This window comes from Pseudarthrobacter sp. NBSH8, assembly GCF_014217545.1.
Classification (GTDB): Bacteria; Actinomycetota; Actinomycetes; order Actinomycetales; family Micrococcaceae; genus Arthrobacter.
The window spans coordinates 218,340-236,916 of sequence record NZ_CP043178.1; the positions used below are offsets into that span (position 1 = coordinate 218,340).

Sequence of the window (18,577 nt, forward strand, 5' to 3'; positions counted from 1 at the left end):
GGATTCTCCAGAATAGATCGCGGGTGTTTGGTAACCTTATACCCCCCAGGGTGTTTTGACTACCCCGGGGGGTATCTGTAATACTTGGTGGGGTATCCACCTGACCCCTCCCGAGAGGCCTTCAATGACGTCCCCTTCCAAAGCAACCGCCGTTAAGGCACTTGCCCCGGAGACCCTTCAATCCTGGTTTAAAGAGCACCGGGACCTGGTGGTAATCGATGTGCGTTCCGCCGCGGAGTTCGAGTCCATGCATATCCGAGGCTCCTACAATGTGCCGCTCCCGTTGCTGTCCGAGCACACTGACGAGCTCGCCGCCCGGCTTGGTTCACGAGTGGTTCTGGTGTGCCAGTCCGGGGTGCGGGCCGAGCAGGCCCGCCAGCGCATGGCTACCGTTGGCCTGGACACCGCTTACGTCCTCAACGGCGGCGTTCCTGGCTTCGCCGCGGCCGGCGGCGACGTGGTCAAGGGCAAGGACCGCTGGGACCTTGAACGCCAGGTCCGCCTGGCCGCAGGTTCCCTGGTGGTTCTGGGTCTGGCCGGGGGCAGGTTCGTCTCCCCGAAGATCCGCATGCTGGCCGGCGCCATCGGGACCGGCCTGACGTTCTCGGCCGCGACCAACACCTGCGCCATGGGCAAGGCCCTCTCGGCGATGCCGTGGAACAAGGCAGCCGCGGAGCCCACCCGAGAAAGCGCCATCCTGCAGCTTCCCGTTCCGGCCGCAGAAGAGGACGCCGCGGCATGATTCCGGCCCTGGGTCTGGGGCTCGTCGTCGGGATCGTCCTGGGCGTAGTGGGCGGCGGCGGGTCGATCATCGCCGTTCCAGCCTTGGTGTACGGGGTGGGCATGAGCCCGGCGCAGGCCATCCCTACCTCTCTGCTGGTAGTGGGAGTGTCTTCGCTGGCAGCCCTGCTTCCCCGGATCCGGGAGGGCCTGAACTGGCCCGTGATCGCATTGGTCGGGGCCGCCGGTATTCCGGCGGCCTGGGCCGGCGCGGCCGTAGGCAAGCTGCTGGATCCGAACATCCTGATGCTGGGGTTTGCCGTGATCATGGTGGCTGCGGGCATCCGGATGCTGATGAAGCCCCGCGAATCCGAAGGGTCCTGCAGCACCGGCCCACACCGGGCTTTCCGGTCCTGCGCCCCGAAGGCCGTGACAGTGGGCCTGCTCGTAGGATTCCTTACCGGACTGCTCGGGGTAGGCGGGGGCTTCCTCATCACCCCCGCGCTGACCATCTTCCTGGGCCTGCGGATGAAGCAGGCCGTCGGAACCTCCCTGGCGATCATCATCATTAACTCCGCCGCCGGCTTCAGCGCCCACGCCGCCGGCTACACCATCGACTGGGCCACCACCCTGGCGTTCGCGGTCCCGGCCATCCTGGGTTCCGTCCTCGCCGCCCGACTGGCCCGCCGCCTGAAGGACCAGCACATCCGCATATCCTTCGCGGTACTCATCTTCGCTGTCGCGGCGTGGGTCACCGCCGGCACCCTCACCGCCTGACACCACCCAACGAGTACCGCAGGGATCCAGAAATCCCGTCCCGTGGTCGCCCTGTGTGCCTCCGGCGGCGGCATGGCCGCCTGGCGCCAGGCCGTCGAACCCGTCCGATAACAACAGCCCAGAATATTTCGAAGGAGAATCCAATGGCTGAAATCACCATCACCGAAGCCGAGCAGCGCCGTAACACGGCCCGCATCCTCGATGTCCGCGAGGACTTCGAGGTAGAGGAAGGCATGATCCCCGGTGCCCTGCATATCCCCATGGGCCAGCTGCAGGCACGCCTGTCCGAATTGGATCCCGCCGTCCCCGTCATCGCCGTCTGCCGCAGCGGCAACCGCAGCGCAGCAGTGGCTGACGCCCTCAACGGGGCCGGCTATAGCGCGGACACGATGGCAGGCGGCATGATCGCCTGGACCCGCGCCGGACTCCCCACCACCTGACGCCCCAGTATCGCCACCAGCCATCTAAGACAACGCCCGAAAGGACACGAAAGACAAATGGCAACCATCGACGTCACCGAACAGAGCTTCGCCCAGACCCTGGAGGGCAACGAGATCGTCTTCGTTGACTTCTGGGCAGCCTGGTGCGGCCCCTGCCGCATGTTCGCCCCCACCTACGGCGCTGCCGCCGAACAACACCCGGACATCACCTTCGCCAAGGTGGACACCGAAGCCGAACAGGCCCTCGCCGCCGCAGCAAACATCGCCTCCATCCCCACCCTGATGGCCTTCAAGGACAACACCCTCGTCTTCTCCCAGCCCGGAGCACTCAACGCCGCCGGACTCGAGGAAGTCATCCAAGCCGTCAAGAACCTGGACATGGACAACCTTCGCGCCGACGCCGCACCGCACCACCCCTAACACCCGCAGCCCCCAACGGAGTGGCATGCCCCTCATTGCCATATACCCCCCGGGGTATTAGAATCAGTAAAGAACAAACACCCAACTTCCCCTCACGAAGGAGAGCGCCACATGCTTATCGAGCGTATTTACGACGAGGACCTTGCCCAGGCCAGCTACCTGATCGGCTGCCAGGCCAATGGCACGGCCGTCGTTGTCGACGGCCGCCGCGACATCGCCGTTTACCAGGACTTGGCCGAGAAGAACGGCATGAAGATCGTGGCCGTCACCGAAACCCACATCCACGCCGACTACCTCTCCGGCACCCGCGAACTCGCTGCCGCCACCGGCGCGAAAATTTACGTCTCCGGTGAAGGCGGGCCGGACTGGCAGTACGAATTCGACGGCGAACGCCTTTACGACGGTGACAAGATCACCGTCGGCAACATCAGCATCCAGGCCGCACATACCCCGGGCCACACCCCTGAGCACCTGTCCTTCCTGGTCACCGACGGCGCATTCAGCGACCAGCCCGGCTACCTGCTCTCCGGCGACTTCGTCTTCTCCGGTGACCTGGGCCGCCCCGACCTGCTCGACGAAGCAGCCGGCGGCGTCGACACCCGCTTCGAGGGCGCCAAGCAGTTGTTCGCCAGCTTGCGGGATAAGTTCCTGACCCTGCCGGACTACGTCCAGGTCCACCCGGCCCACGGGGCCGGCAGCGCCTGCGGCAAGGCACTCGGCGCCATCCCCTCCTCCACCGTCGGCTACGAGCGTCTTTACTCTTGGTGGGGCCCCTACCTCGCCACCAACGACGAGCAGGGCTTCATCGACGAACTCCTCGAGGGCCAGCCCGACGCCCACGCCTACTTCGGCCGGATGAAGCGCGAAAACCGTGTGGGCCCGGCCGTCATGGGCGAACGCGCTCCGCTACAGGAACTGAATCCCGAAAAGGTCGCCAAAGACCTCTCCGAGGACAAGGTCACCTTCATCGACACCCGCCCGAACAGCGAAGTCCACGAGGGCACCGTGGTCCGGTCCCTGAACGTTCCGGCCGCGAAGTCCGTGGCCAGCTACGGCGCCTGGGTGGTAAACCCGGAGACGGACAAGAACCCGCTGGTGCTCCTGGCCGCCGACCAGGAATCCGCGCAGGACATGTGGGACCACCTGGTCCGCGTGGGCATCGACAATGTTGCCGGCTACCTCACCAGCATCGACAGTCTGCCCACCTTCACACCCAAGCTTATCCAGCCCGAGGACCTCGCCGGCTTCGAGGCGTCAATGGTTCTGGACGTCCGCAACCGCACCGAGCACGCCGCCGGGCACATCCCTGGCTCACACCAGCTCAGTGGCGGCCGTGCCATGTGGCACCTCGACGAACTCCCGGCCGAGGGCACCATCGTGAGCTACTGCCACTCCGGCGTACGGAACTCCGTGGCTGCCAGCGCCCTCCGCCGCGCCGGGTACGACGTCGTCGAACTCGACGGCAGCTACGCCGCCTGGAACGCCTTGCAGAACAGCGTTCCTGCTGTCTAAGCAGGCGTAGCGGTGCGAACACCAACTAAGTAAAACCAGGGTGCGGTGGTATGGGCGCGTTCCACCCGTGCCACGCACCCTGTTCAGCGACTCACCAACCAAGGAGAATCACATGTGCCGGGCAGTGAAATGCGATAAATGCCACAAGACGACATGGGCCGGATGCGGCCAACACGTAGACGAAGTCCTGCGCGGAGTTCCCAGCTCCCAGCGCTGCCTCGGTCACGCGCGGGAGAGCCGGTCCGCGAGGGGATTTTTCGCCAAACTCTTCGGGCGGTAGGGCTCCTTAGCCGCCCCGGAGATCGTCAGCTACGGCAGCCTGCGGCAGTACCAGCAGGTAGCCGGCCGGCATGTCGCTGCTCCAGCGTCGCGGCTCGCGGACCACGAACTGGGTCGCCAGCTGCTCGGGGGTGAGCAGGCTGTTGGGCGCGGGCGACGGACCCCACTGCCCGCTGCCGTGCGGGTAGAGCGGATCCTGGACGCGGACGCCGGTAACCGAGAACTCGGGGAACTGGCCCGGATCGCCGAGCGACTCGAACCCGCTCATCACCCACGCGTGGCGGCCGCTCCACATGACCAGCCCGACCGGCCGGCCCGTGCCGGCGACGGCTCGCGCCGCGGTTTGCAGCGCATCCTCGTAGTCGGTGATGCTGACGACGGCGTATGGACCCATCCCGGCCTCGGTCAGCACCTCCGCCCAACCGATCGGGTTGGCACCGTTGAACGAGTCGGATGACCGTGCCCGGGCCATCTCCCACAGTTCGTTCTGCTGGGCACGATCGGCCCACGTGCCGCTCCCGGTCTCGTCAGTGAGGTTATGCGCCATCTGGATGCTCGCCGCAACACACCAGTCAAAGGTGTACTGCGGCACGAAGTCGCCCTCCTGGTAGAGGTTGAGGGCGAACGCCTGGGGCGCCTCGGATGCCGTGGGCGCCGGGCTTGGCGTGGGGGCCGGAGCCCAGCGCGGGGTAGGTGTGACGTCGTCTGCGGCTGGCGAGGCCGGGGAGGTCACGAACGAGCGATCCGTGGCGGCGTCGTCGAGGTCCACCACGGCAGTGCAGGCCGTGAGAAGGGACGCCAGGACAACGAGCCACGCCAGAAGACGGGCAGGGGCACCGGTCATAATCGAAAGTCTAGCGCGATGCGGCAGCCCAGCATCCCGCAATCCGTGCCGCGTTAAACTCCGACGGCGGGGCGGCCCAGCGTGCGGCCGGCGCGCAGGACCAGGACGCGGCGGAAGCTGCGGTCCACTACGACGACGTCGGCGCGCAGGCCCGCGCGGAGGCTTCCGATTTCCTGCTCCTGGCCGATGATGGCCGCCGGCACCGCGGTGGCTGATAGAACAGCGGCGGCCGGGGCCACCCCGGCGTCAATGGTCCGCCGCACAACGTCCAGCATTGTGGCCGTCCCGCCGGCGAGCGTGCCGTTGCTGAGCCGGGCCACGGCACCGCTGACGGAGACGGCTGCGGGGCCCAGCTCGTAGTCGCCGTCGGGCAGTCCGGTGGCGGCCATGGAGTCGGTCACCAGGACCACGTTGTCCGCGCCTACCAGCTCGAAGACCATCCGGACCGTTTCGGGGTCCAGGTGCGCGCCGTCGGCGATGAGTTCGACGGCAATCGTGCCGGCCCTTGCCAGCCGGAGGCACGCGGCGACGGGTCCGGGGCTGCGGTGGTGCAGCGGCGGCATGCCGTTAAAGAGGTGTGTGACGGTGGGGCGCGATACGGTCCCCAGGCCGGAGGCCGCCAGCAGCTCCGCCGCCTCGGTGAGGGAGGCCGCCGTCGTCCGCCCATCCGCGTCAGTGTGGCCCAGCGACGGTGTGACGCCGTGCTCTCCGAGCGTGCGCACCACGGCGCCGGCACCGGGAAGTTCGGGCGCGTAGGTCATGGTCCGCAGGTGGCCGCCGGCCGCGGCCAGCAGCTCGCCCAGCATGGGGAGGTCCGGCTCGCGCAGGTACCGCGGATCCTGGGCGCCGCAGCGTGCATGGGAGAGGAACGGCCCTTCGGAGTGGATGCCCGCGATGAGTCCCTCGTCGGCGAGCTGCCGCAGGGTTGCCAGGCCACGCATCAGGTCCTCGCGGGACGCCGTAACCATGCTTGCCAGCAGCGTGGTGGTGCCGCTGCGGTGCAGGAAGTCCACGGCGGTCCTGGCAGCCTCGCTATCGCCGCTGGGGAAGTCGCCGCCCACGGCGCCGTGGCAGTGCAGGTCTACGAGGCCGGGCAGAATCATGCTGCCCGGCGGAAGGTTAAGTTCTTCAAGGCCCGGCAGCGATGCCTCGTCCAGGCCCCCACGGGGCCCCACATACGCGATCCGGCCGTCCGCGACGGCCACCACAGCGTCGGCCTGGGCCGAGCCGTCGGTCAGGACCGTGCCGGCCAGCAGGTAGTTCCCGGCCTCGGCGCCGGCGGGCTGTGTTTGTTCCGGCTGTGTTTGTTCCGGCGGCGGGTTCACTTCAGGGCCTCGGCGAACCAGCCGGTGATGGTGGCCGGGTGCGTGATCGCGGTACCGACGACGACGGCGAACGCGCCGGCGTCGAGGCACTGCCGGGCCTGGGCGGGGGAGTGGAGGCGGCCTTCGGCGATGAGCGGCACGCCGAAGCCCGCGGCGGCGATCTGCTCCAGCAGTTCCAGGTCGGGGCCGTGCGTCTTGGGGCGCTCGCCGGAGTACCCGGAAAGCGTGGTGCCGATCAGGTCGGCCCCGGCCGCGACCGCAGCGGCAGCGTCGTCGAACGAGCCGCAGTCCGCCATGACCAGCGCGTGGGAATCCTGATGGATGCCCGCCACCGTCTGGGCCAGGGTCAGGCCGTCCGGACGCTCCCGCCGCGTGCCGTCGATCGCCACCACGTGTGCGCCCGCGTTGGCCACCGCCAAAGCGTGGCGGAGTGTGGGAGTGATGAAGACGCCGTCGTGCCCGTCCTTCCAAAGCCCGATCACCGGAACCTCCACCGCTGCCCGCGTGAACTGCACATCGGCCAGGCCTTGGACGCGGATAGCAGCGGCGCCGCCGATCACGGCGGAGGCGGCAAACTGCGCCGTGGTGCGCGGGTCCCGCATGGGCTCGCCCAAATACGCCTGGCAGGAGACGATGAGTTGCCCGCGCAGGGCTTCGAGGGCTTCGGGGGTCAGAATCACGGTCGGTTCCTCTGGAAGGTTGGCGGAGCGGGCTGACGATCGGGGTGGGGCGAGGTGGTCAGGCGGGGTGCTTTGGACGACGGAGTCAGGACGCAGTGGTGAGGACCAGCCGCGCGGCGCCCACCATTGCTGCGGCATTGCCGAGTTTAGCGGGCAGGACCGGGAGGCCGAGCAGGGCCGGCAGGAGTTCGGCGCGCAAGGCCCGTTCCATGGGGCGCCACCAGGGGGCGCCGGCGTCGGATAGCCCACCGGAAACCACCACTACCTCGGGGTCCAGGATATTCGCGAGACCGCCCACCGCCTGCCCTGCCGCGGCGGCGCCGAGGCCCACAGCTTTGATGGCCACGGCATCGCCGGAGCCGGCCCGGGCAAAGACTCCGCGGGCGTCCAGCACCGGCTCGTTGCCGCCCAGCCGCAGGTACGCCTCGCGGATGGCGGGCCCGGAGGCGACTGCCTCAACGTGCCCGGCGCCGCCGCAGACGCATGGAACAGGCAGGCCTTCGTGGAAAGCGTACGGGGAGGCGAAGTGGCCCACGTGTCCGCCCGCGTACCGGTGACCCAGGACCGGGTGCCCGGCCAGGACAAAACTGCCGCCGACGCCGGTGCCGAAGGCCACCAGGAGCGAACTGGTGGTTCCTGCGGCGGAACCCGTCCACGACTCGCCCAGGGCGTGCGCATGGACATCGTTCACAGCCTGTACAGCCTCCGGCGCCAGGCCGAGCCGGGCGGCCAACGCTGCGGTCAGCTTGGTCCCGGCCCACCCGAGAATGGCATCCGTAGCCGACACCACCACACCGCGTCCGGCATCGATGACCCCTGCCGAGCCAACCCCGACCCCCACCACGTTCAGGCCCTCTGCTTGAGCCCGGGACATGAGGGAAGAAACGAGCGCCGCAGTAGCGTCCAGGATCGCGTCGCTGCCATCCCGGTTCAGGGTAGGAATGGTCTCCGAAAACAAGACCTCCCCGTCCCCGGAAACAACCCCGGCAGCGGTCTTAGTACCCCCAAGGTCAACACCGATCGCGTGCATCGTTCTCTACACCAGGCCGTTGCGTTCCAGGATGACGCGGATTGCCTTGGTCTCGTCCTCGTCCAGGGAGAGCATGGGGGCGCTCATGACGTTGGTCTTGATAATGCCCATGAGCTGCAGGGCGGTCTTGAAGGCGCCCAGGCCCGCGGCGTTGCCGGACATGCGGCCGGCCTTGGGGGTGTAGACGATCTCGAAGACGTCGGCCAGGCGGTCCTGTTCGGCTGCGGCCTGGGCCCAGTCGCCGGCCTGTGCGGCGTCGAAGAGGCGGCGGTAGCCGGCCGGGTCAACGTTGCCGAGGCCCGGAACAACACCCTGGGCGCCGCCCAGGAGGGCGCCGTCCACAACCACTTCGTGGCCGGTGAAGATGTCGAAGTTGGGGATGTCCTTGGCGGCCAGCAGCAGCTGGCGGAACGAGACGTCGTCGCCGGAGGAGTCCTTCACGCCGGCAATGACGCCCTCGCGGCCCAGCTCGACCAGAAGGTCGGTGGGCAGCTTGAAGTGGGTGCGCACCGGCACGTCGTAGGCGAAGACGGGGACGTCGACGGCGGCGGCGATGGAGCGGAAATGCGTGCCGTTCTCCTGGGCGTTGGAGATGGCGTAGTACAGGCTGGTGGCCACGATCGAGTCGGCGCCCAGCGCGATGACGCGCTTGGCTTCCTCAATGACGCGGTTGGTGGTCTGCTCTACGGCGCCCACGATGACCGGCACCTGGCCGGCGTTCACGCCTGCCACGGTCTGCACGACGAGGTCGCGCTCGCTGTTGGTCATGTGGGTGACCTCGCCGGAGGAACCCAATACAAACAGGCCGCTGACGCCGCCGTCGAGCAGGTGCTTGGTGACGTTTTCCAGCGACGGTACGTCGATGGCGCCATCGGCGGTGCGGGGGGTTACGACGGGCGGAATGACGCCCTGGAAACGGGAAGCGACGGTGGTCACGGTGTTCTCCAAATATTGATGGTTAGACGAAAATTTCTGGCGGGAAAGCTAGATGTGGAGCAGGCTCGGGGCAGCGCCCAGGAGCTTCTTGGTGTAGTCGTTGGTGGGGCTGTCGAAGACCTGGGTGGCGGTGCCCTGCTCGACGATCTTGCCGAAGTACATAACGCAGATGCGGTCCGAGACGTAACGGACGGTCTGGATGTCATGCGAGATGAACACCATGCCGAGGTTCAGCTGGGTCTTCAGGTCAGAGAGCAGGTTCAGCACCTGGGCGCGGACGGAAACGTCAAGGGCCGACGTCGGCTCGTCGGCCACAATGATGTCCGGATCCAGTGCCAGGGCGCGGGCGATTGCCACACGCTGACGCTGTCCACCGGAAACCTGCGACGGCGTGACCTCGGCCGCGGACTGCGGGAGACCCACCAGGGCAAGCAGCTCCTTGACCTTCGCCGCACGCGTGGCTGCGGTTCCGATGCCGTGGATCTGCAGCGGGTCGGTGAGGATGTCCTGGACGGTCATGCGCGGGTTCAGCGCCGTGGCGGGGTCCTGGAAGACCACGGACACGGAGCGGCCGAATTCCTTGCGCATTTGTGCGTTGCGCTTGATGGCGGGCTTGCCGTGGAACAGGACCTCGCCCGACGTCGGCGGCTGAAGTCCCACGAGCACGGACGCGAGCGTGGACTTACCGCAGCCGGACTCACCCACGATGCCCACGGTTTCGCCGCGGCTGATGGTGAAGTCGACGCCGTCGACCGCTTTGACGATGTTCGGGCGGAAGAGCCCGCCGCCACGTGCGTGGTGGTGGACCTTGACGTCCTTGAGCTCGATGACCGGCTTAGAGCGTTGCTGTATTGAATGGCTCATTCTGCATCCTCCTTCAGGTGGCTCGCCCAATAGTGGTCAGCGTCCCCGCCGTTGGCGGCTCCTACCGACGTCAGGACCAGCTGCTGGTTGGGGTCGGCGTCGGACCGCAGTGAACGCGGGGCGAAGCGGTCTCCCGGGGCGAAGTCCCGTGGGGACGGGACGGTGCCGGGGATCTGGTGCAGGCGCACGGCGTCGGCCTCGATGGAGAGGACAGCGCCGAGCAGGCCGCGGGTGTACTCGTGCTTGGGGTTCTGCAGCAGCTCCGAAGCCTGTGCGGATTCCACCACCTGGCCGGCGTACATCACGGTGATGCGGTGGGCCAGGGAGGCCACCAGGGCGAGGTCGTGGCTGACAAAGACCATGGCGAAGCCGAGCTGTTCGCGCAGTTCGTTGAGCAGGTCCACTACCTGTTTCTGGACGGTGACATCCAGGGCGGTGGTGGGCTCATCGGCAACCACGATCTTCGGCGAACGGGACAGGGCCATGGCGATCAGGACGCGCTGGCGCTGGCCGCCGGAGAGCTCGTGCGGGTAGCTGGCGAGCGTCCGGACGGGATCGAGCTTGACCAGTTCCAGCAGCTCGGTGGGGGTCTTGCGGCCGCCGCGCTTGGTCAGCTGCTCCATCTGGTCCTTGATCTTCATGGACGGGTTCAGGGAGCTCAGGGCGTCCTGGTAGACCATGGCGATCTGCTCGCCGCGCAAGCCTTCATAGGCCTTGACGCTGCTGTGGCTGGTGGCCGGATCCAGCAGTTCCTTGCCGTCGAACTTGATGGAACCGGTGACCTGCGCGGTCTTGGGCAGCAGGCCCATGACCGCGAGGGACGTGATGGACTTGCCGCAACCGGATTCGCCCACCAGGCCCATGGTCTCGCCTTCGCGGACCGTGAAGGAGACGTTGTCCACAATGGCGGTGTCGCCGAAGCGGCCCGGGAAGCGGATGGACAGGTTCCTGACCTCGAGGACGTTGCGGGCGCCGGACGGTACCTGGGGGAGGCGGTCGGAGCGGGTGGCCTCGATGGCGGAAAGCAGTTCCAGTTCCTTGTCCAGCAGCAGGTGCGGGTTCGCCGCGGCCAGCTTCGGGTCGGAGAGGATGGCTGCCTCGTTGTAGTGCTCCTCGGTGAGGACGTCGCCGTAGGCGGCGCGCACGCCGTCGAGCTCGTGCTCTTCCACCACCGAAGGCTGGGCCACGGAAGTGCCGATCTGGGCGTCGACGCCGGCACCCACCGCTGCGCCGGACACAACAGCTGACGCGCCGTCGTCGTCTTTTACCGCCGGTGCCTTGCGCAGTTTCGGGTTCACCATGGCGTCGGTGAGGCCCTCGGCGAGGATGTTCAGCGAGAGAACGGTGAGCAGGATGGTCACACCGGCGAAGGTGGTGGCCCACCAGCCGCCGGACAGGACCAGGTTACGGCCGTAGGAGATCACGTTGCCCCACGACGGTGCGGGGTCCTGGACGCCGGCGCCGAGGAAGGACAGCGAGGCTTCGAGGATGATGGCGTCGGCCACCATCACCGTGGCGAACACCAGTACGGGGGCCGCGGTGTTGCGGACGATGTGCTTGAGCAGGATGTAGAAACGGCCTGCGCCGATCACGCGCTCGGCGCGGACGTAGTCTTCGCCGTACTGGGAGAGTACATTGGCGCGGACCACGCGGGCCAGCTGCGGGGTGTAGATGATGGCGATGGCGATGATGATGGTGGGAACCGAGTTGCCGAACGCGGCCAGCAGCACTGCGGCCAGGGCGATGCCCGGGAACGCCATCAGGATGTCCATCAGGCGCATGATCAGTTCGTTGACGGCCTTGCTGGACGTGGCGGCGAAGGAGCCCAGCAGGGCGCCTGCCAGGATGGCCAGGATGACGGCGCCGAGGCCGATCATGAGCGAGGACTGGGCGCCGAAGAGCAGGCGGGAGAAGATGTCGCGGCCCAACCGGTCGGTGCCGAAGAAGTGCTCGGCGCCCGGCGGGGTAGCGGGGATGAAGGTCTCCAGCGGATCGTGCGGCGCGATGACCGGCGCGAACACGGCGGAGAGGACGATCATGATGAGGAAGAGGAGGGCGATGCGGGAGCCCCAAGGCAGGGCCTTGAAACGGATGCCCGGGGCACTCAGCCGTTCAGCAAGCTTGCTACGCATGAGCTATACCGTCCTGATTCGGGGGTTGATGAGCAGGTACAGGAGGTCCACCACGATGTTCACCAGAACGAAGGTGACCGAGATGGTGAGCACCACGCCCTGGACCAGGTTCACGTCCAGGTTGGTGATGCCGTTGAGGATCAGCTGGCCCATGCCGGGCAGGGCGAAGATCATTTCAATCACGACGGCGCCGCCGAGCAGGTAGCCCACGCGTAGTCCCAACACCGTCACCGGAGTCACCAGTGCGTTGCGCAGGACGTTCTTGGAGACCACTTCGCGGTAGGGGACACCGTTGCCGATGGCGGTGCGGACGTAGTCGCGGTCCAGCTCCTCCACCATCGAGGTGCGGACCACGCGGATCAGCGAGGCGGAGACCGGGATGCCGAGGGCCAGGGCCGGGAGGGCCATGGAGTTCAGCCAGCCGCCGAAGCCGGATTCCGGCGTCGCGATTCCCCCGGAGGGAAACAGGGGGCTGGCGCCGAGGGCGAACCACTGGATCAGGAGGATGCCGAGCCAGAACGACGGCGTGGCGATCGCGGCGATCGAGAAAACGCGGACCAGCTGGTCCTGCCATTTGTCGCGGTAGAGGGCGCCGAGGATGCCGAAGGTCAGGGACAGGACGATTGCGATCAGCACGCCCAGAAACGTCAGCTGCAGCGTCAGGGGGAACGCGGAGCCGATCATGGAGGCCACCGACTTTGCCGGCGGCGTGGTGACGCCGAGGTCCAGCTGCAGCAGCTTGCCGAGGAAGCTGAAGTACTGGATGACCAGCGGGTCGTTCAAGCCGTTTTCCTGGCGGTACTGCTGCTTCGCTTCTTCGCTGGCGCCGTCGCCGAGGGCGGAGCTTGCCTGGTCGCCGGGAGCGGCCTGCAGGACAAGGAAGACGAGCAAGGTGATGCCCAGGATCATCAATGGCAGTGCTGCGAGTCTGCGGCCAAGCAGACGCAATATCGTGACCAATTTGTTCTCCGGTTTGTTTGGTTGTGCCGCGGGGGCCGCGTCACGGGTGGTGCTTCTCAGCCCAGAGGGGCCATGGCCAGCGGGCCACAGCCCCTCTGCTGCGTCGAGTTGGTGATGCCGTCCCGGGAAGCCCCGGGTGCTGCGCTGGTTCTCAGCGCAGCTTAGGCGGTGCGTCCGACGTCGATGAACGACATGCCGGTGGTGGGCAGCGGCTTAAAGCCGTTGAGCTTCTTGTCGTCCCAGGCGGAGGGCAGCTGGCGGTGGAAGATCGGGTACAGGGGAACTTCCTCGGAGACGAGGTCCACAATTTCGCCGGTGATCTTCTTGGCGTCTGCTGCGGCAGCCTGCGAGCCCTTGTTCATGAGCTCCTGCAGCTTGGCGCGTTCCGGGGCGGTCCAGTAGGCGCGCTTTTCCATCCAGGTGGCGCCCGAGTAGAACCAGCTCAGGAGCAGGTCCGCGTCGTTGCCGAAGACTGAGGGGTCGCCGGGGGCTGCGACAACTGAGTAGTCGCCGGTGCCGACGCGGTCCGTATACAGGGCGCCGGACTGCAGGCTCTTGACGGAGACCTTGACGCCCGGGATCTTGTTCCAGGATTCGAGGATCAGCGGGGCAACGTCCTTGACCCAGGCGGTGTCCGTGGTGAGCAGCTCGAATTCGAGGCTCGTGACGCCGGCTTCCTTCAGCAGGTCTTCGGCCTTCGTGACGTCGTAGCCGTAGACGTTCTTGGCCTTGACGTAGTCCGGGTGGCCTTCCTGGAAGTAGGAGCTGGCCGCCTTGGCATTGCCGAACAGGGCCTTCTTAATGATGGCTTCCTTGTCCAGGCCGTAGTGCAGGGCCTGGCGGACCAGCTTGTTGTTGAACGGGGCCTTGTTGCAGTTGAACATCAGGAACATCAGGCCGAAGGACTGGACTGATTCAACCTTGACCTTGGACTTCAGGCCGTCGATGTCCAGGTAGGGGACGTCCTCGATGGCCTGGACACGGCCGGACTGGACGGCGGTGACGCGGGCAGCGGCGTCGGAGAGCAGGAGCCAGGTCATGCCCTTGGCCAGTGCCGGCTTGGGGCCGTTGTAGTCTGCGAACGCTTCGAAGACGATCTTGTCGTCCTTGGCGGCGGAGATGAGCTTGTAGGGGCCGGTGCCGACGGGCTTGGCGTCGAAGGCCTTGAGGTCCGTGGCCAGGGCCTTGGGGACAACCTTGACCACGGAGATGCGGGGGCCGAAGCCGGGGAAGGCGTACTTGAGGGTGAACTCAACCGTCTTGGCATCCAAGGGCTTGACGTCCTGGATGAACGGGATGAACTGCGAGAACAGGGACTTGTTCGCCGGGTCCATCACGCGGGTGAAGGAGAATGCGACGTCTTCGGTGGTGACCGGGGTGCCGTCGTGGAACTTGGCGCCTTCGCGGATGGTCACCTGGTAGGTGGTGTCGTTGACCTTCTTGGGGTCCGACGCCGCCAGTGCGTTGTACGGCACGCGGGTGGCCGGGTGCAGTTCGATGAGGCCTTCGAAGATGTGCAGGTTGGCGGCCATCGGAGTGGCGCCTGAGGAGCTCAGCGGGTCGAAGCCGGTGGAAAGGGCATAGGAGATGCCCGCTTCGATGGTGAGGTCCTTGTTGACTGCCGCAGCGCTCGCGGAGTCGCCGGTGGTGGTAGCTGCCGGGCTGCCGCACGCGGCGACAGAGGCGGTGAATGCTGCAGCGGCGCCCATGGCACCGGTGAGCTTGAGGAAGTTCCGGCGGCTGGCGTCATTGACCAGCGGCAGGTTCTTGGTGATGTTGTTCATGAGGGCCTCGCCATTCCAGAAGGTTTATCGGATGTAGGACGTCCGAGCTCGTATGTCGACTGTAAGCGTCATCACAGGTTCACGTCAAGCGCCGATTCCCTCCGACGCTCTCTCACTTCCTGCGAGCTTCCCCCCGGACGCTCTCTCACTTCCTGCTTGTTTTTGGCGGACGCTCTCTCACCCGGGCGCGCTGACGTCGCCGGAGCCGGTGTCAAACCTGAAAGCACGACGGCGGCGCTCGGCAGTGCCGCCGCGCTCGCCGGTCATTTCAAATGCCACCTCGTAGGCCACCTCGGCGTAGCCGCGCGCCACATCGGCCGCGGTGACGGTGTAGCCGGGAGTGAAGTAGAGGGCTTCTTCCCCGGGGCCAAGGTCCGCGGCGGGGAAGGCGTCCGAGCCGGGACCGGACAGCCGGACCGAGGTTGCCGGCAGGGGGCCGTCATTGCGTGCCCGGCCCGTGAAGGCCAGGATGTCCCCGGCCTTGTAGCCGGGAATGATGGGGCCATAGTTCAGGTCCTGCGCCTCCCGCGTGCCGATGACCTGCGCAGCTTCGGCCGAGTAGCCCTGGCCGATTTCCTTCCAGGTGTGAACGCCCCAGTCCTCACCGCCGGACTGCATGACGTGGAACTCGCCGGCGTTCTGCCAGGCCTTCGGGCGGCCGGGCGTGATGGAGCGCAGAACCATGTCGAACACAAGACCCGCGCCGGGCACGCCCGCTTCCACGGTGGACTCGGGCGGGATGCCCCCGGCGTCGCTCCCAGTGGCGGCGGGACGGGCGGTGAGTTGTTCGGTGAGTTGCTCCGCGGGCACGGAGGCGAACACGATTTCCCGGTAGCCCTGGCGTTCGTAGAGGATGCCGATGTTGCCGTCGGGGAGCCGGGCGGCCGTCGAATATGCCGAGCTTCCCGGGCAGAGGACCAGCTTCGCGGGCCAGCTGAGGCCGTTGTCGGCGGACAGGCTGATCACCGTGTTCCGCCGCAGGGCCGTGTCCTGGTTGTTGGTGGCCAGAAGCCATGAGCCGGTGGACTCGGCGGCGAGGGAGGTTACGGACGGCAGGCCGTCGAAGCGGACCAGGGAGCCGTTGTCACCCGGGTCCGGGAGGTCCGCGACAGGTCGCAGTGCGCTCCAGGTGGCCCCGCCGTCGTCGGATGTTGCGGCAAGGCGGCGCGGTGTGCCGCGGCTGTGCAGCAGGAGCCTGCCGTCCTGCAGGGCGACAACTTTGTTTTCATTCGGGGTGTAGCCGTGCGTCCGGGCGCCGATGAGCTCCCCGAGGGTCCAGGAGTCGCCGTGGTCGTCGCTGTACGCCGAGGCGGCCATGATCTCGCTGCCGGCCAGGACCACAAACTGCTGCACCAGCCGGCCGCGGTACGGGCCGGCGTGGATCTGGATGCCCTGCCCGGCCGCGGCGAAGATCCCGGTGATGTCCGGCTCGTCCGTACCTGGCTCACGCGGGCGGACAGGCGGCCGGAGCTTAAGCTGGGCGGTGATCCTGCGGTGCTGCCAGGTCAGGCCGTCGTCGTCCGAGTAGCTGAGATCGCAGTGCTGCACATCGTCGTCGGGCTCCAGCCCGGCCGCGGCTTCGAAGAATCCGGCGTGCGTTCCGGCGGCGTGGAACATAAAGTTCCGGCCGGTCTCAGCGTCCACCAGGAGGCTGGGGTCGCCGTAGCCATTGAGGCCGCGGCCCGTCCTTACTACCTGCTGTTTGCCCCAGGTCCCGCCGTTGTCCGTGCTGCGCCGGAGCAGGAGGTCAATCGGGTTGGGCAGGTCATCGAGGTTGGGGCGGCCGTCGTAGGCGGCCAGCAGGGTGCCCTGCCGTGAGACGGCGAGGGCGGGGATCCTGTATTGCCGGTAGCCGCCGGTGCCCCGGACCGCCAGCACGTGTTCGACGTCGGGCATGGCAGCCGCCGTTGGCTGCAGGACATGGGATGTCATATCTCCATTGTAGGGGACACGTAACACGCCTGTGTAGGCGGCCGCATGTCTGGCAGAGTTATGACCATGCTCACAGTTATTGGCGAAGGCCTTGTTGACGTTGTCCAGCGCGCCTCCGGAATCAAAGCCCACGTGGGCGGCAGCCCCCTTAACGTCGCGGTGGGCCTGGCCCGCCTTGACCATCCCGTGCAGTTCATCGGCCGCTACGGCCGCGACGCCTACGGGGATTCGGTGGCGGCGCACCTGCGCTCCAGCTCCGTTATGCTGCCGCTTGGCCCCGATGACCTGCCTACCAGCGTGGCCACCGCCGTAATTGACGACGACGGCGCCGCCACCTACACGTTCGACCTCGCCTGGGAGCTTCCCGGCCTGGCGGACCGCCTCGCCTATATGCTGCAGGGAACCACCCTGATGCACACCGGCTCCATCGCCACGATGCTGGCGCCGGGCGCCGCGGCGGTGCTTGCCGCCGTCGAGCACGCCCACCCCGCCGCCACGATCAGTTTCGATCCCAACTGCCGGCCCAGCATCATCACCGACGTGGACTATGCACGGACACAGACCGAGAAGTTCGTCACGCTCTCGGACGTGGTCAAGGCCTCGGACGAGGACCTGGAGTGGTTGTACCCGGGGGTGGACGTGCTTGAATCGGCGCGCCGCTGGCTGTCGCTGGGCGGGTCCGAAGGGCCGGCCATTGTGGTGGTCACGCGCGGCGCGGCCGGACCGTGGGGCATTACGGCTGCCGGTGAAGCCGCGATCGACGCGCCCCGCGTGGAAGTGGCCGACACTGTGGGTGCCGGTGATTCCTTTATGGCCGCCCTGCTCTCCGGGATCGTGGACCGGGGCCTGGACGGTGCGCAGAACCGGAAGGACCTGCGCGAACTTCCGGCGGAGGGCCTGGCGGAACTCCTGGCGCACGCAGCCCGCGCGGCGGCCGTTACTGTTTCCCGCCCGGGCGCCAACCCGCCCACGCGTGCCGAACTGAACGAGGTTCCGGCGGAGTAGGAGGTTCCGCCACATCGACTGCTTTTTGCCGCCGGCCGTGGCGACCTTCGCATCGTTCGCCACGTTCGCCCCACGTAGACTGGCAGGATGCGGCTGGTAGCAAGTGATATTGACGGAACGATTCTTGGGCACGACGGAAAGATCAGCGACCGCACCGTCCGGGCCTTCCACGCCTGCAGGGACGCCGGCATCGAGCTCGTTTTTGTCACCGGCCGCCCGCCGCGCTGGCTCCACCCGCTGGAGGAACAGCTGGGCCACACCGGCACGGTCATCTGTTCCAACGGCGCCGTGGTGTGGGACCTCGAAGCGGACCGGCTGGTTTCCGCCCGGGCGCTGGGCATCGATGCGGTGCTGGAACTGCGGCGGATCATCAAGAAACTGCGCCCCGCCGCGCTCTTCGCCGCGGAAACCCTGACCGGATTCCATCTGGAGCCGGGTTTCATCGAGAACGGCTCCAGCGAGCTGCTGGCCGAATTCACCCCCGCACCGCTGGCCGGGACGCTGACCCCGGACGACGCCGTCGTCAAGTTCCTGGCGATTGTCAGGGATGGCACCGCGGACGACTTCCTGGCAGCCGTGCGGCCCGCCGTCGCCCATCTCGCGTCTGCCACGCACTCCGCACCGACCGTGGCGATGCTTGAACTGTCTCTTCCCGGCGTCAACAAAGCTGTCACCCTCGCCGAATACGCCAAGGCGCTGTCCATTGACGCCGCCGACGTCGTGGCGTTCGGGGACATGCCCAACGACGTCGAAATGTTGCGTTGGGCGGGCCACGGGTACGCCATGGCCAGCGGCCATCCGGACGCCATCATCGCCGCCGGGCAGCAGGCACCGCACTTTGACGACGACGGCGTGGCCCAGATCCTCGAAGCCAGGCTCGCGGCGCTGGGGGTAAAGCTCTCCTGACCCCGGCTTCCGGGCCGGGAATTCACAGGAG

17 protein-coding genes are annotated in these 18,577 nt (G+C 67.2%); 7 read left to right on the forward strand and 10 right to left on the reverse strand.

From position 1 onward, the window contains the following. The first annotated feature begins 124 nt into the window (after positions 1–124). From FYJ92_RS00935 to FYJ92_RS00955, 5 genes are all read left to right on the forward strand, one after another. A complete protein-coding gene (locus tag FYJ92_RS00935) occupies positions 125–742 on the forward strand; it encodes a rhodanese-like domain-containing protein (protein WP_185262197.1) in 618 nt (205 codons plus the stop codon). After that, a complete protein-coding gene (locus FYJ92_RS00940) occupies positions 739–1,497 on the forward strand; it encodes a sulfite exporter TauE/SafE family protein (RefSeq protein WP_185262198.1) in 759 nt (252 codons plus the stop codon). Before FYJ92_RS00935 ends, FYJ92_RS00940 begins: the two co-directional genes overlap by 4 nt. Positions 1,498–1,640: 143 nt before the next feature. Next, positions 1,641–1,937, forward strand: coding sequence for a rhodanese-like domain-containing protein (locus tag FYJ92_RS00945; RefSeq protein WP_185262199.1), 297 nt, complete (start codon positions 1,641–1,643; stop codon positions 1,935–1,937). Between the two features lie 57 nt (positions 1,938–1,994). Beyond that, positions 1,995–2,357 (forward strand): thioredoxin, encoded by a 363-nt coding sequence (trxA, locus tag FYJ92_RS00950; RefSeq protein ID WP_185262200.1) that lies wholly within the window; start codon positions 1,995–1,997, stop codon positions 2,355–2,357. A 111-nt stretch (positions 2,358–2,468) separates the two neighbouring features. Then, positions 2,469–3,869, forward strand: coding sequence for a rhodanese-like domain-containing protein (locus tag FYJ92_RS00955; protein WP_185262201.1), 1,401 nt, complete (start codon positions 2,469–2,471; stop codon positions 3,867–3,869). 286 nt (positions 3,870–4,155) lie between these two features. Here FYJ92_RS00955 and FYJ92_RS00960 read toward each other — a convergent pair whose 3' ends face one another. The 10 genes from FYJ92_RS00960 to FYJ92_RS01005 form a co-directional block, all read right to left on the reverse strand. Continuing rightward, a complete protein-coding gene (locus tag FYJ92_RS00960; RefSeq protein WP_185262202.1) occupies positions 4,156–4,992 on the reverse strand; it encodes a hypothetical protein in 837 nt (278 codons plus the stop codon). 53 nt (positions 4,993–5,045) lie between these two features. After that, on the reverse strand, positions 5,046–6,248 hold the full coding sequence (gene nagA / locus FYJ92_RS00965; RefSeq protein ID WP_255482446.1) for an N-acetylglucosamine-6-phosphate deacetylase: 1,203 nt from the start codon (positions 6,246–6,248) through the stop codon (positions 5,046–5,048). A 65-nt stretch (positions 6,249–6,313) separates the two neighbouring features. Beyond that, entirely contained in the window at positions 6,314–6,997 is a 684-nt protein-coding gene (locus FYJ92_RS00970) for an N-acetylmannosamine-6-phosphate 2-epimerase (protein WP_185262204.1), read from the reverse strand. An 85-nt stretch (positions 6,998–7,082) separates the two neighbouring features. Then, positions 7,083–8,027 (reverse strand): ROK family protein, encoded by a 945-nt coding sequence (locus FYJ92_RS00975; protein WP_185262205.1) that lies wholly within the window; start codon positions 8,025–8,027, stop codon positions 7,083–7,085. Between the two features lie 6 nt (positions 8,028–8,033). After that, on the reverse strand, positions 8,034–8,963 hold the full coding sequence (locus FYJ92_RS00980) for a dihydrodipicolinate synthase family protein (protein WP_185262206.1): 930 nt from the start codon (positions 8,961–8,963) through the stop codon (positions 8,034–8,036). Between the two features lie 48 nt (positions 8,964–9,011). Further along, positions 9,012–9,827 carry an ATP-binding cassette domain-containing protein gene (locus FYJ92_RS00985; protein WP_185262207.1) on the reverse strand — a complete coding sequence of 272 codons (816 nt, stop codon included), beginning with the start codon at positions 9,825–9,827 and terminating at the stop codon, positions 9,012–9,014. Next, positions 9,824–11,959 (reverse strand): dipeptide/oligopeptide/nickel ABC transporter permease/ATP-binding protein, encoded by a 2,136-nt coding sequence (locus FYJ92_RS00990; protein ID WP_185262208.1) that lies wholly within the window; start codon positions 11,957–11,959, stop codon positions 9,824–9,826. Before FYJ92_RS00990 ends, FYJ92_RS00985 begins: the two co-directional genes overlap by 4 nt. Before the next feature lie 3 nt (positions 11,960–11,962). Then, entirely contained in the window at positions 11,963–12,868 is a 906-nt protein-coding gene (locus FYJ92_RS00995; protein WP_056347607.1) for an ABC transporter permease, read from the reverse strand. A gap of 212 nt (positions 12,869–13,080) precedes the next feature. Beyond that, positions 13,081–14,703, reverse strand: coding sequence for an ABC transporter substrate-binding protein (locus FYJ92_RS01000; protein WP_185262209.1), 1,623 nt, complete (start codon positions 14,701–14,703; stop codon positions 13,081–13,083). A 177-nt stretch (positions 14,704–14,880) separates the two neighbouring features. Beyond that, complete coding sequence (locus FYJ92_RS01005; RefSeq protein ID WP_185262210.1) at positions 14,881–16,635, reverse strand: exo-alpha-sialidase; 1,755 nt, start codon at positions 16,633–16,635, stop codon at positions 14,881–14,883. Between the two features lie 66 nt (positions 16,636–16,701). Between FYJ92_RS01005 and FYJ92_RS01010 the strand changes: the two genes are divergently transcribed. Together FYJ92_RS01010 and FYJ92_RS01015 are read left to right on the forward strand one after the other, a co-directional pair. Continuing rightward, complete coding sequence (locus FYJ92_RS01010) at positions 16,702–17,640, forward strand: PfkB family carbohydrate kinase (protein WP_185262211.1); 939 nt, start codon at positions 16,702–16,704, stop codon at positions 17,638–17,640. Between the two features lie 87 nt (positions 17,641–17,727). Then, positions 17,728–18,546: an HAD family hydrolase gene (locus FYJ92_RS01015; protein ID WP_185262212.1), complete on the forward strand. Its 819-nt coding sequence runs from the start codon at positions 17,728–17,730 to the stop codon at positions 18,544–18,546. Positions 18,547–18,577: the final 31 nt, after the last annotated feature.

Coding starts and splice junctions, on each gene's coding strand:
- FYJ92_RS00985 (WP_185262207.1), bottom strand. CDS start 9,827: ATGAGCCATTCAATACAGCAACGCTCTAAGCCGGTCATCGAGCTCAAG.
- FYJ92_RS00955 (WP_185262201.1), top strand. CDS start 2,469: ATGCTTATCGAGCGTATTTACGACGAGGACCTTGCCCAGGCCAGCTAC.
- trxA (WP_185262200.1), top strand. CDS start 1,995: ATGGCAACCATCGACGTCACCGAACAGAGCTTCGCCCAGACCCTGGAG.
- FYJ92_RS00940 (WP_185262198.1), top strand. CDS start 739: ATGATTCCGGCCCTGGGTCTGGGGCTCGTCGTCGGGATCGTCCTGGGC.
- FYJ92_RS00945 (WP_185262199.1), top strand. CDS start 1,641: ATGGCTGAAATCACCATCACCGAAGCCGAGCAGCGCCGTAACACGGCC.
- FYJ92_RS00995 (WP_056347607.1), bottom strand. CDS start 12,868: ATGATCCTGGGCATCACCTTGCTCGTCTTCCTTGTCCTGCAGGCCGCT.
- FYJ92_RS01000 (WP_185262209.1), bottom strand. CDS start 14,703: ATGAACAACATCACCAAGAACCTGCCGCTGGTCAATGACGCCAGCCGC.
- FYJ92_RS01005 (WP_185262210.1), bottom strand. CDS start 16,635: ATGACATCCCATGTCCTGCAGCCAACGGCGGCTGCCATGCCCGACGTC.
- FYJ92_RS00975 (WP_185262205.1), bottom strand. CDS start 8,027: ATGCACGCGATCGGTGTTGACCTTGGGGGTACTAAGACCGCTGCCGGG.
- FYJ92_RS01010 (WP_185262211.1), top strand. CDS start 16,702: ATGCTCACAGTTATTGGCGAAGGCCTTGTTGACGTTGTCCAGCGCGCC.
- FYJ92_RS00990 (WP_185262208.1), bottom strand. CDS start 11,959: ATGCGTAGCAAGCTTGCTGAACGGCTGAGTGCCCCGGGCATCCGTTTC.
- FYJ92_RS01015 (WP_185262212.1), top strand. CDS start 17,728: ATGCGGCTGGTAGCAAGTGATATTGACGGAACGATTCTTGGGCACGAC.
- FYJ92_RS00935 (WP_185262197.1), top strand. CDS start 125: ATGACGTCCCCTTCCAAAGCAACCGCCGTTAAGGCACTTGCCCCGGAG.
- FYJ92_RS00960 (WP_185262202.1), bottom strand. CDS start 4,992: ATGACCGGTGCCCCTGCCCGTCTTCTGGCGTGGCTCGTTGTCCTGGCG.